The sequence below is a fragment of the Streptomyces sp. NPDC057702 genome, assembly GCF_042799315.1.
GTDB lineage: Bacteria > Actinomycetota > Actinomycetes > Streptomycetales > Streptomycetaceae > Streptomyces.
This window is the reverse complement of sequence record NZ_JBHVJC010000019.1, coordinates 100,204-112,837: the sequence shown is the minus strand read 5'-3', so window position 1 is coordinate 112,837 and position 12,634 is coordinate 100,204. Positions and strand designations below refer to the sequence as shown.

Annotated in this window: 6 protein-coding genes and 1 pseudogene; 1 reads left to right on the top strand and 6 read right to left on the bottom strand. The window is 77.1% G+C overall.

The genetic code is table 11. The features are described 5' to 3' along the window. Positions 1-84: 84 nt before the first annotated feature. Positions 85-534 carry a cyanase gene (gene cynS / locus ACFVFR_RS16745; protein ID WP_383702095.1) on the top strand — a complete coding sequence of 150 codons (450 nt, stop codon included), beginning with the start codon at positions 85-87 and terminating at the stop codon, positions 532-534. A gap of 100 nt (positions 535-634) precedes the next feature. On the opposite strand, the gene ACFVFR_RS16740 is transcribed toward cynS, so the two are convergent. The 6 genes and pseudogenes from ACFVFR_RS16740 to ACFVFR_RS16715 form a co-directional block, all read right to left on the bottom strand. Then, positions 635-1,621: an ABC transporter ATP-binding protein gene (locus ACFVFR_RS16740; protein WP_383702174.1), complete on the bottom strand. Its 987-nt coding sequence runs from the start codon at positions 1,619-1,621 to the stop codon at positions 635-637. Between the two features lie 275 nt (positions 1,622-1,896). Further along, complete coding sequence (locus ACFVFR_RS16735; protein WP_383702093.1) at positions 1,897-4,923, bottom strand: FtsX-like permease family protein; 3,027 nt, start codon at positions 4,921-4,923, stop codon at positions 1,897-1,899. Between the two features lie 3 nt (positions 4,924-4,926). Continuing rightward, the gene (locus tag ACFVFR_RS16730; protein WP_383702091.1) at positions 4,927-8,364 is read right to left on the bottom strand and encodes an FtsX-like permease family protein; all 3,438 of its coding nucleotides are present in this window, start codon (positions 8,362-8,364) and stop codon (positions 4,927-4,929) included. Between the two features lie 257 nt (positions 8,365-8,621). Beyond that, positions 8,622-9,026: a globin gene (locus ACFVFR_RS16725; RefSeq protein ID WP_383702089.1), complete on the bottom strand. Its 405-nt coding sequence runs from the start codon at positions 9,024-9,026 to the stop codon at positions 8,622-8,624. A 137-nt stretch (positions 9,027-9,163) separates the two neighbouring features. After that, a complete protein-coding gene (locus ACFVFR_RS16720; RefSeq protein ID WP_383702171.1) occupies positions 9,164-10,375 on the bottom strand; it encodes an FHA domain-containing protein in 1,212 nt (403 codons plus the stop codon). Positions 10,376-11,338: 963 nt separating this feature from the next. Further along, positions 11,339-12,510 (bottom strand): annotated as a pseudogene (locus ACFVFR_RS16715) (hypothetical protein); the annotation flags it as partial. Positions 12,511-12,634: the final 124 nt, after the last annotated feature.

The following is a 12,634-nucleotide window of genomic DNA, read 5'->3' as shown; positions in this document are numbered from 1 at the left end:
GAACGCCAGGACGCCACCCCCGGCGGCCCGCCCGCTCGCGCGCGGACCGCCCGCGCGCCGGACCCGTAGACAGGGAGACCCCGCATGAACCGGGACGAGGTAACGGCCACGATCGTCGCCAACAGGCTGGCCAAGGGCCTCACATGGCAGCAGTTGGCCGACGCGATCGGCCGGCCGCTGGTGTGGACCACCGCGGCGTTGCTCGGGCAGCACCCGTTCCCACCGGAGCGCGCGCGCCAGGTCGCCGAACTGCTCGACCTCCCCGCGGAGGCGGTGCCGGCGCTCACCGCCGTCCCCTACCGTGGCGGGCTGCCCACCGCCGTCCCCACCGATCCGACGATCTACCGCCTCCACGAGGCGCTCCAGGTCTACGGGCCGGCCCTGAAGGAACTGATCCACGAGCAGTTCGGCGACGGGATCATGAGCGCGATCAACTTCAAACTGGACATCGGGCGCGCGACCCACGACGGGGCCGAGCACGTCGTCATCACCTTCGACGGAAAGTTCCTCCCCTACGACTGGCCCAGCGACTGAGCCACCCCGCCGCAGGCCCAGCGCCCCGGCGCACGCCCAGCGCCCCGGCGGGGAGCCCAGCGCCCCGGTGCCCGCTCGGCGCCGGGGCGGCGGCCGGAGCTCAGGCGTCGGCCCCGCTCGGGCGGGGCGCGGAGGGCGGCTCGTCGCGGGACGGGGTGGGGGCCTGGTCGGGCCAGACGGCGATGTGGTCGGGTTCGAGTTCGAGCAGGACACGTTGTTCCATGCCCAGCGACTGGGTGTACTCGGCCGGGAGTTGCAGCCGGCCGGCGCGGTCGAGCATGGCGTACTCGCGGGCCACCAGGGACTCCTGGCCTGTCTCGGCGTCCACCTCCGTGCGGCGGAGGACCTCGGAGGAGGTGCGGCCGTCGCGGATGGCGACCGTGCGGCGCACCTCGCTGGCCACGGCCTGGTCGTGGGTGACGATGACGACGGTGGTGCCCAGTTCGGCGTTGGCCGTGCGGAAGGCCGCGAAGATCTCCTCGCCGGTGGCCGAGTCCAACTCGCCGGTGGGCTCGTCGGCGAGCAGCAGGGCCGGGGTGTTGGCGAGGGCGACCGCGATGGCCGCGCGCTGCTGTTCACCGCCGGACATCTGCTGCGGGCGCTTGTCCCGGCAGTGGTCGATGCGCAGCATGCCCAGCAGCTCGTCGGCGTGCTGGAGTCGCGCCGCGCGCTGTCGGCCACGGCCGCGCAACTGCATGGGGAGCAGGACGTTCTGGATGGTCGTCAGGTAGGGGAGCAGGTTGCGGGCCGTCTGTTGCCAGACGAAGCCGACGATGTCGCGGCGGTAGCGCAGCCGGGCCTTCGCGTCCATGTTCAGCAGGTCGCTGCCGGCCACCGACGCCGCGCCGGCCGTGGGGACGTCCAGGCCGGCCAGGATGTTCATCAGGGTCGACTTGCCGCTGCCGGACGCGCCGACCAGCGCCATCAACTCGCCCTCGGCGACCAGCAGGTCGAGCCCCTGGAGCGCCTGCACCTCCACGCCGTCGGTGGAGAACACGCGGACCAGCCGGTCGCAGGTGATCAGCGCGTCGTGACCGTAGGCGGGTCGGTCACGGTGCGAGGTCGCCCGGCGTTCCAGCTCGGCCAGCGACGGGACGGCCGGCCGCGCCCCACCACCCCCGGACCCGGCGCCGCCCGCGCCCGCGGGCGACGCGCTTTCGGACGACGTGCTCCCGGCAGCCGCGCCACCAGCAGCGGCGCCGCCGCTCGTGACCGTGCCGTCAGACGACGCGCCACCAGACGACGCGCCCCCCGCGCCCCCACCCGCCGTCGACGCCCCGTCCGTCGACGCTCCGCCCGCCGGCGTCCCGCCACCCGCGTCGCCGTCGCCGTCGGGTCCGTTCGTGCCTGTCGCCGTCCGCGTCATCGCGTCTCTCCCGCCCTCAGCTCGGTGTTCTCCTTGCGACGCCCGCTCCACCACGCCTGTGCCAGCACGACCACCAGCGTCAGCAGCACCACGCCCACCGCGGGGACCAGCAGGGACAGCGCGTCGGCGCGCAGCCGCACGGTGCCCAGTTCGCCGAAGCCGGCGCGGGCGGACAGCGCCAGCCGCGTCAGGTCCAGGCCGGGGGCGAGCAGCCGGATCGTGCCGTAACCAACGAGGACGCCGCCGCACGCGGCGAGCAGGGCCTGCGGCAGGGCCTCAAGGACCAACAGCCGCCGACCCTGACGTCGGGTCAGGCCCATGGTGCGCAGCCGGGCCAGCAGTGCCGTGCGCTCCGGGGTGGCCTGGAGCAGCGAGAGGAGTACGGCCAGTGCCGCGTACCCGGCGCCCGCCACGACCGCCGCCGCGTACAGCCGCTCCGTGCCGTCCTGGAGCGGCGAGTCGGCCAGCGCCGCGTACTCCTCGGCCCGCGCCTTGACGCGGACGCTGCCGTCGCCGCTGGCGGAGGCGCCGCCCCGCGCGGCGTCCCCCTGCCCGGACCCGCCCTGACCTGCGACGCCGGCCTCGCGCGCCGCCGCGTCCGGGCCGCTCTCGGCCGGCCCGCCCCCGGCGCCCACCGCCGCGCGCAGCGCCGCCGTGTCGATGCCCGAGCCGTGCGCGCCGGAGCCGGCCATCAGCAGCGTCGTCGGATAGGGGCGGGGCAGTCGCGCGGCGTCGATCAGGAGGTAGTCGCTGACCTGCGTGGCCGGGGTGCCCGCGTGCACGGCGGCCACCTTGACCGTGATGTCGCCGCCCAGTGGCCGCAGCTCCTGCGGCCCGGTGCCCATGCGCCGGGCGACCCCGGGCGAGGCGATGGCCGGCACGACACCACCGCGACCGGCGCGCAGCGCGTCGGCCGGCACGCGGTCCATGCCCACGTGGCGGGCCAGCTTGTTGTACGCGACCGGGTCGATCGCCACCAGCGCGATTTCCTCGCCGTCGTCGGCCAGCCGCAGGTCGTACTCGATGTGCGCGGGCACGACCTGCCGTACGCCCGCCACCTTCCGTAGCGTGTCGGCGAGTGCGTCGGGCAGGCCCGCGCGGTCGTCCACCCGCGCGTCGGCGCCGACCGCCAGCAGCGAGGCGCGTTCGCGCGCGTTGTCCACGCCGGCCAGCACGGAGCCGCCGAAGGAGGCGGTGGACAGCGCGGTGATCAGCGCCAGCAGGGGCAGCGCCCCGGTCGCCTGGGCGCGGCCGGCGCGGGCCAGGGCCAGGAAGCCGATCACGCCGCGCCGCCGCAGCACGGGGCGCGAGGCCAGCCGTAGCGGCCACGGGTACAGCCGCACCAGCACCAGCGCGGCGATCGCCCCGACGAGCACGGGCGCCGCGCTGACCAGCGCGTCCACCTCGCCGTCGGCGGTGCCGCGCTGACGCAGGGCCGCCACCGCGCCCACCGCCAGGACCAGCGCCGTCAGTTCGGCCACCGTGCGCCGCCGCGAAGGCCGCACCCTTACCACGTCGGTACGCTCGGTGCTGGTCAGCGGGCGGCGGTGGGCGGCGACCGCGCGTAGCGGCAGCGCGCCGCAGGCCAGCAGCGCCACCGCGGCCGTCGCCAGCAGCGCCGGCGTGAGCCGCGCCTCGGGCACGATCAGCACCGCCAGCGCGCAGCCGAGTGCCGCCGCCGGCAGCGCGACCACCGACGTCTCGGCCAGCAGGCGGCGGCCGACGCCGACCAGCGAGCCGCCGCGCGAGCGCAGCAGGGTCAGTTCGGCGCGCCGGCGGGCGGCGGCCAGTCCGCCAGCCATCAGCAGGACGACGGCGGCGACGGTGCCGACGCCGAACGCGGCGACGGCCACCACCGGCGCCACCGCCTCCCGCATCACCCCGAAGTCGCCGACGATGGTGTCGACGTCGGTGTCCAGGGCCGTGCCGGGCCCGATCGCCTGCCGCAACGCCACCAGCGCGGGCCCGTTCTCCAGCGAGGCGATCTGCTCGCGCAGCGCCGGCACATCCCGCCCGGTGAGGTGGTCCGGGTCGTTCGCCAGCCGCCAGAACGTCTCCGGGGTGCCGGTCGCGGCCAGGAGCGAGGGCCCGGCGTCGGGGGCCAGCAGCAGCGCCCCGACCCAGAACGACTTGGGCGTGTCGCCCGCGGCCTGCACCGTGGCCAGGCCGGGTGAGCGCAGCAGCGACTCGACGGACCAGTACGCCCGCTCCGGGTCACGCGGCTCGACGACGCCGACGACCCGTGCCGACAGCGCGGTGGTGCCCGGCGCGTCGAGGTGGACACGCGAGCCGACGCGCAGCTTCAGCGCCCTGGCCGTCTCCCGGGTGACGGCCACCTCGACCTCCAGGCGCTCGACGTCGCGCTCGCCGGCACGCTCGTCGCCGAAGGGGTGGGTGGAATCGTTCGTGCCGCGCGGCAGCCGACCCTCGTGGACGCGGCCGTGTTCGGCCAGGCCCGACTGCGCCGTCAGCGACAGCTTCGGCGGCAGCCCGTCGGGGCGCGGCAGCCACGCGTCGGTGGCCACCAGCGGCTCGGGGGTGCGCACCCCGTACGCGGACTGCCCGGCGTCGACGCGTACCAGACCGGGCAGTCGCTCGCGCACCGCGCGGTACTGCTCGGCCAGCGGCCCCGGCGCCAGCGCCGCCGCCCGCTCGTGCTGCGGGCGCTGGGCGCCGGGCGGGCCCGAGGTGACCTGGTAGGCGCTGCGGTCGGGCGCGGCGGTGCGGATCTGCTCGCGAATGGCGTGCGTCTCGTACGCGTCGACGCCGCGCGGGAACGCGGCGGCCAGGAACGAGGTCACCAGCACCAGCAGGCCCAGCGCGAAGGCCGCCCCCGGCGCGGCGCGCAGCCGCAGCCTGATCCAGCCCGTCACGACGGGCGCGGGGGAGCGGCCGTCGGCGGCCGGGCGGCCCGGGTCCGTGGCGGGCACCGCCTGCCCGGGCTCGTCCGTGACGCGGGGCGCGGGCCCCTGCTGCCCCGCGCGCTCCGGCGTGGACCCCTGGTCCTGTGTGGACGCGGCCATGGCCTACTCACCTCCCCGGTGGCGGAGTGTGGCGACGGGGTCGCCGCGTCGTAGCGCCACCGCCGCGACGATCAGTACGGGTACGGCGGCGACCGCCGCGAGCACCCCGCCGACCTGCCACAGCGGCAGCTCGACCAGCACTTCGGGAACCGGCTGGGCCGCCTCGCCGGTCAACACGATCAGGGGGACGACCGCCCTGGTCAGCACGGTGCCCAGGGCGAGTCCGACGGCCAGGGCCAGGCCGATGAGCAGGGCCTGTTCGGCCGCGACCATGCGGGCGAGCTGACGGCGCGGGGCGCCCAGTGCGCGCAACACGCCGAACTCCGCGCTCCGTTCGCGCATCGAGCCGGCCATGCTGACCGCGAAGCCGACCGCGGCCAGCGCCGCCGCGACCAGGGCCGCCGCCGCCAGCCCGGCCTGCGGGCCCGCGCCGAACGGATCGTCGTGCAACTCGTCCGCGATCTCGGAGCGGGCGACGACCTGCGCCGGATCGGTGTCCGGCCGTGCCCGCAGCGCGGCCACCACCTGGTCGTCCTTGCCGGGAGCCGGCCGCAGCCACCACTCGGTGGGCGGCAGCGCGGCGGACGCGCGGGCGGCGAGCGCCTGGTTGACGGCGTGGAAGTCGACCAGCAGCGCGCCGCCGTCGAGCGTCGTGTCGCCGGCGGCCGGCGCCTCGTCGGAGCCCGACCCGGCGCCGCCGGCCGCGCCTCCGGTCCGTTCGGCGGCCGGGCCCGTGGTGGGCAGGGCGCGCACGGTGTCCACCACGCGTACCGACAGCGTCTCGCCCGCCACCGGCACGCTGACCGTCGAGCCGACCTTGGCGCCGCTGGAGTCCAGGAAGCGGTCGGTGGCGATGCCGGGCAGCGGACCCGGCTGCCGGGGCCAGGGCGCGGCGAAGGTGAACGTGCTGCTGGGCTGGCCGTAGACGAGGTCGGCGCCGATGTGGCGACCGGTGTGGTACTCGGCGGTCAGCGGCCGGTCCGCCGGGTGGCCGGGGCGCTCCGCGCGGGGCTTGACGCGCACGTTGCCCGGCTCCTCCTCCGCGAAGGTGGCCGCCGACCGCCAGTCGAACGACGCCGGCACCGACACCGGCCGCGCCGCGCCGTCCGCCGCGACCGCCGCCAGCGCGGAGACCTCGAACCGGTGCCGCTCGTCACGGTCCGACTGGAGGAGGTCCAGCTCGACCGACGTGAGCCGCAGCGGGCCCGCGGGCTTGCCGGCCGGCGCGCCCGCGGCCTGCGCGATGCCGCCGACCAGGGTGCGGGGCCCGCCGTCGACGGGCAGCCTGCCCAGCGCGAGCCGGTAGGGCACCCCGTAGCGGTCCTCGACGGTGACGGTGACCGTGGCCGACATACCACTGGGCGAGGCGTCACGCGGCTGGCCGGGCGCGCTCAGCCGCGCGGTCAGCCGCAGTTCGTCGGGGGTGCCCGGCAGCGCGATCCCGGGCCGCTCGGTGTCGGGGCGTGGCGCGATCGCGGCCAACAGCCCCCGCGCGTCCCGCTCGGCCAGGTCGTCACGGAGCAGCAGCGACCCCGTGGCGTGCCGCGCGTCCAGCGCCAGCAGGTCGGCGCCGCGCCCGCCCGAGAGGCCGAACGTGGCGCGGGCGGCGGGCGCCGCCGAGGCCACCCCCGGCACCGCCTCGTACGCGCCGCCCTGCCCGAACTGCGGGATGCGGCTGGACATGACGCGGACGCCGGTGCCCGCCGCGAAGTCGGCCTGGTCGTCCTGTGAACGCTCCCAGGAGGCGCCCTGGCCGACCGCGAACATGCCCATCGCCACGGCCAGCACGAGCAGCAGCACCGGCCCCGCGCCGCGCAGCGGGCGGCGGGCGAGCTGCCAGCCGGCGAGCGCGGCGGGCAGGCCACTGCCACGGGCCGCGCGCCGCTCGGCGACCCTGGCGACCGGCGGCAGCAGCCGCAGGGTGAGCACGGTGCCGGCGAGCAGGGCCAGCGCGGGCGCCGCGACCAGCACCGGGTCGACGCCCAGCGCGCCACCGTCGCCGCTGAGCACCCCCTCGCCACCCGAGGCCCGCTGGTCGAGCTGCCAGTACGCGACGCCGGCGATGACCAGCAGGCCCACGTCGGCGCCGGCGCGCAGCGGCGCGGGCAGGGCGCTGGCCCGCCCGCGCACCACCGTCGGGCCGCCGCGCGAGCCGGCCCCGAGCAGCGCGGGCGCCACCACGGCCGCCGCGCAGCCCAGCGCGACGGCGACGCCGACCGCGCAGGTCTGCCAGGTCAGCCCGGTGTCCAGGGCCAGGCCGATACGGGCCAACGGGCCGTGCGCGGCGATCAGTTCCATCAGCGGCCCGGCCAGCAGCGGCGCGGCCACCGCCGCGGGCCCGGCCAGCAGCAGCGCCTCGACGGCCGCCAGTCGCGCGATCCGCGGCCCCGAGCCGCCCCGGGCCAGCAGCAACTCCGTCTCGCCGGCCCGCTCCGTACTCAGCAGCCGAGCCACCAGCAGCAGCGCGTACCCGGCCAGCAGCACCAGTTGCAGCGTCACGATCAGCAGCGTCGAGCGCGCCCCGAGCAGCGAACGGTCCGCCTGGTCGAGCACGGTCGGCAGGCCCGTGTGGACCTCGGGGCCGCCGCCCAGCGCGGGGTCCTTGGCCAGCGCGGCCCGCCCACGTTCGGCGGCCGACCGCAGGTCGTCCACGTCAACGGCGCGCACCCCGGAGAAGTCGGCCATCGCCAGCCAGGACACCCCGGCCTGCGCCACGCGCCCGGTCCTGAAGGCCGCGTCGTCGGTCAGCAACGGGCCGTACGTGGTGAACGCCAGGGTCCGTACGCCGCTGCCGCCGAGGTCGTCCAACTGCCAGTACGCGTCGGTGCGGTCCCTGGGCCGGTACAGCCCGGTGACCTCGATCCGCACGGGCGGCCCCGAGAGCCGGTCGGTCAGGGTCAGCCGGGCGCCGACGCGCAGCCCGAGGCGGGCCGCCGCGGTCTCCGGGAGCGCGACCGGCAGCGGCGCGGCGGTGGGCGCGGCGGTGCCCGTCGGCTTGCCACGCGGCGCCGCGCCACGGGCCGTGTCGGGCCAGGCGCCGGCGGTCAGCGTGACGCGGGAGCGGTCGATCGCGGCGAACAGCGTGAGGTCGGGGTCGCCCTGTCGGGCGGTGCGGGACTGGAGGTCGCGGGGCAGCGCGTACGGGCCCGAGCGGGCCATCGAACGCAGCGTCACCGGGAGGCCGCTGAACGTCCGCTCGGCCCCGCGCCGTACGACCCGCTCGGCCGCCGCGCGCTCGGCCTCGGGCAGGTCGGTGGCCACCCGCAGCGCGGCCGGCGCGGCGCCGCGTTCGCGCAGGGTGTGCCGCAACCCGGCGTCCCCGATGGCCGTGCCGAAGGCGGCGAGCGTGGCCAGTACCGCGGTGGTGAGCAGCACCGTCAACAGCGCGGCGGTCAACAGCAAGCGATGCGCGCGGACACGCAGCAACACGAAACCCGCCACTGAACCCCCCGCGCCGCTCCCCGCCCACCGGACTGTCGCCGACCGGCGAACGGCGTGCGGACACCCGGAGGTGGCCGTGGCGTGTCGGCTCGGCAGCGTGCCTGGATGTTGTCAGAGAAAGATGGCGGCTGAAAGCGGTTGCGGTCCGGACTTGATCCGATTGTGACCGACATGCGATACAGATCGTCCGCTATGCGACACGGAGGGTGTGCGACGTGGTCTTCGGGCCCCTTTCGAGGGGCCCGTGACGGCCGGGCTCAGCCCGGTGCGTTGACCATCGAGGCGGCGGCGTACGTCAGGTACTTCCACAACTGCCGCTCGTGCTCGGGGGCGAGACCGAGCTCGTCCACGGCCTCCCGCATGTGCCGCAACCACGCGTCGTGCGCGGCCCGGTCCACGACGAACGGGGCGTGCCGCATCCGCAGCCGGGGGTGACCGCGCTGGTCGCTGTAGGTCCGGGGGCCGCCCCAGTACTGCATGAGGAAGAGCACCAGACGCTCCTCGGCCGGCCCGAGGTCCTCCTCCGGGTACATCGGCCGCAGCAGCGGGTCCTCCGCGACCCCCTGGTAGAAGCGGTGCACCAGGCGCCGGAACGTCTCCTCGCCGCCGACCTGCTCGTAGAAGGTCTGCTCTGGCAGCGTGCCGCGCGGGATCTCATTCACCTCTCCATGGTCGCAGATGCCCCGGCGGAGGCCCCAGGTCCTAGGACCCGCCCCGACGACACGGCGACGGGCCCGCCCCCGGCCGGAGGCGGGCCCGTTGGGTCCCATGGCTCCCGGGCGGGCCGGGAGAGGGGCGGTCAGCCCCTGCGGAGGGTGATCGTCGTCCACGCGCCGACGTGGACCCGGTCGCCTTCCTGGAGTGGGATCGGCACGTACGGCTGGATCGGCTCGTCGCCGCCGTTGATCGTCGTGCCGTTGGTCGAGTCCTGGTCCACCACGGCCCAACCACCGTTGGACTGCGGCACCAGCACCGCGTGCTGGTGCGAGACGCCCGGGTCCTCCGGCTGGCGCGAGAGGTCGATGTCGGGTGCCTCGCCCGTGCTGTGCCGCCGGCGACCGATGGTGATCTGGTGACCGGAGAGCGACAGTCGCTGCTCGGGCGAGTACGCCGGCAGGTTGAGACCGGCCGCCTCCGGGCCGCTGCGCGTCATCATCGCCGTGAAGTAGTCACGGTCGGGCGCGATGACCGCGACCCAGGCGCCCGACTCGGCCTGCCCACCACCGGGCGGACCCTGCTGGTACGCCCCCTCCGGCCGGTAGCCGCCCTCGTGCGGCGGCGGCCCAGCGTGCGGCGGACCCTGCTGCGGCGGACCGGCCGGCGGCTGCCCCGGCCCCGGCTGCCCGGGGAACGGCGGCGGGCCGGCCGGCGGGCCGGACTGCGGCGGCCCGGGGTGCGGCGGGGCCGCGCCCGGGAACGCGTCGTCACCCGGGAACGGCGGTCGACCGGCGGGCGCGCCACCGGGGCCCTGGCCGGGCGGCTCCTGGTACGGGTGGGGCGCCGGCGGCGGAGCGCCGTGCGGCGGCGCCGCGGGCGGCGCCTCCGAGGCGCCCGGCGGCGACAGCATCCAGTCGTCGTCGCCTCCGAAGCCCTGACCGCTCGGCGGACCGGCGGGCCGGGGCTCGCCCGGCGCGCCACCACCGTGCGGGCCACCGGCGTGCGGCGGCAGCGGGGCGGGGCCGGGCGGCAGCGGCTCACCCGGTCGGCCCGGCTGCGGAGGGCGGGCGCCCGCGTAGTCGGGGCCCGGCTGCGGGGGGCCGTGCGGCCCCGGCGGCTGGGAGGGCTCGGCCCCGTGCGGGTGCGCGGGCTGGCCGGGCGGCGGGCCCTGCTGCGGCGGCCCCTGCGGGAAGCCGCCCTGGCCCGGCGCGGGCGCCGGGCTGTAGGGCGTGTACGAGGTGGCCGACTGGGTCACGAAGTTGTAGCGGCACTCCTCGCAGAACGGGGCCTGCGCCTCACGCGGCGTACGGCACTGCGGGCACAGCTCCGCGGGGAAGGTCGCCTCCGGCCGCACGGCGGGGTAGCCGTACCCACCGGGGGCACCGGGCCCACCAGGCGCGCCGTGTCCACCGGGCCCACCGGGCGCGCCGAACGGGCCACTCGGAGCGCCAGGCCGGTCGTAGCCGCCGGGGCCGCCAGGTCCACCCGGGCCGTCGAAGCCACCGGGGCCGGCCGGTCCACCGGGCCCACCGGGTCGGTCGTAGCCGCCGGGCCCGACAGGGCCGCCGGGGCCACCCGGACCGTCGTAACCGCCGGGGCCGCCAGGCCTCCCCGAGCCGTCGTAGCCACCAGGTCCCCCAGGTCCCCCAGGACCCCCGGGGCCACCAGGGCCGTCGAAGCCGCGCGGGCCGCCGGGGCCGTCGTAGCCACCGGGCGCGCCGGGGCCGGGGCCGTAGCCACCGGGTCCGCCCGGGCCACCGGGTCCAGGGCCAGCCGGGGAGCCGAAGCCGCCGGGGCCACCGGGGCCGCCCTGACCGTCGAAGCCGTGCGGACCGCCCGGACCACCGGGGGCGGGCGGGCCCGGGGGACGGCCCTGGCCGTCGAAGCCGTGGCCCTGTCCCGGGCCGCCGGGCCCGTCGTACCCACCCGGTCCGGGCGGGCCCGGGTGCGCCGGGGGCTGGGGCGGCTGGGGCGCGCTCATCCCGGGCGGCGGCGGGGGCGGGGGAACGGCGCCGGCGGGTGCGGCGGACATGCGGTGCCCGCACACCTCGCAGTAGTCCTCGGCCGACGACTGATGGCCGTTTGGGCAAGTCGGCATGTCGGTGATTCCCCCTCGTGTGCCGCTTCTTGGCGTTGGAACGGTTGGAACGCGTTGCTGGTGGAACTGGTCGAGCTGGTGGAACCGGTCGTACGGGTGGTGCTGGTCGCGCCACGTCGTGCGGGTGGTGCCGCTGGTCGAGGACGGGCCGTGGGGGCCCGGCCATGACCGGTATGAGGCGGATCGTCCAGCCGGTCGCCCGGCCGCACCTCCGCGTTGTTTCTTTACGCGAACGGTCTTCGTGGAGCGCGTTTCAGGGTCATCTCGTCCACGTCGGCCACCTTCACCTTCAGTCGCACAGTACCTGTCACCGCGTCCACGACGTCCAGCACCGTCGAAAGCGGTTTCGCGGTATCGGCGTTCCCCGAGGCGACGGCGAGCCGCACCGCGCGGCCCAGTCCGGCGGTCGCTCCGTCCCCGTCGCCCGACGTGCGCGCATCGAGCCCCCGCTGGACGACCCGTGCCGGCTCCGCCTGCCCCGTGGAGCGCGCGACCTGCGGGTTCATGGAGGTGGACGCCGCCGTGTCGGCCGTCCGCACGGCGCGTTCGAGACCCTGGCCCAGCGTCTGCGGTGAGGCGCCCGCCGGGTCCGGCGTCACCCGCGCGGCCAGCGTCTCCTGGCTGATGGCGGCGGCCGGGACGCGGGCCGTCACGGGGGAGTCGCGGGACGCGTCGCCCCACGAGTCGGTGGGGTGGTCATCCGAGCGCGGCCCGGCCTCGGCGCGGTGGGGGGAGGGGGCGTCCACGGTGAGAGCCACCTGTTTCACGAATGTGACGTCCGCGCCCCGGAGCGTCCGGACGCACAGGGCGACATCCGTCACGTCCTTGCCCATAGCGGACGCCATCATGTACGGGAATTCCTCGGCCAGTTCGGAGGGGTTTGCCACGATGTCGGCGGTTTCGAGGAGGGGCGAGGCGATGGCTGTGACCTCTTTCACCTCCCAGCCGGTGTCGACGCCGCGCGCGTCGCGGGTGAAGCGGCCCGCGCGCAGCGTGCCCAGCGCCTCCCTGGCCGCCGCGCGCGGGGCCGCGCTGGCGTGGGTGAGTGCGCCGCCGCCGGGGCAGACCTCGGCCGGCTCGTGCGTGCCGGCGATCACGGCGCGGGCGACGCCGTCGCGCGGCGTGCCGATCGCCGCGGCCGTCGCCTTCCGCGCGTGCCGGGGCCTGGTGGGCGGGGAGGCCATCGAGCCGGGGCGGTCGAGCGTGATGGCCACGGCGACGCTCGGCCCGTCCCCCCGCGCCACCGCGTCGCACGGGCCGGTCGTGGGGAGCGGCGGGCCGCCGGTGGCGGTGACGATCGCGCTCACGTTCCGTACCCCGTCGGGCGGGACCGTGCTCTGGTAGACCCCGACCGCGAACCGTGGCCCACGCGACGTGGAGAAGGTGGCCATCCGTTCCGCTCCTTGACGTCCTGAACGCTCCGCGTGGACCTCTCGACACCGGGGGACGGGAGCGGGTACGCCGACGGCTCCCGTCGCCGTACGCGTGCCCCCCGGTGTTCCCCCGTGGTGCGGC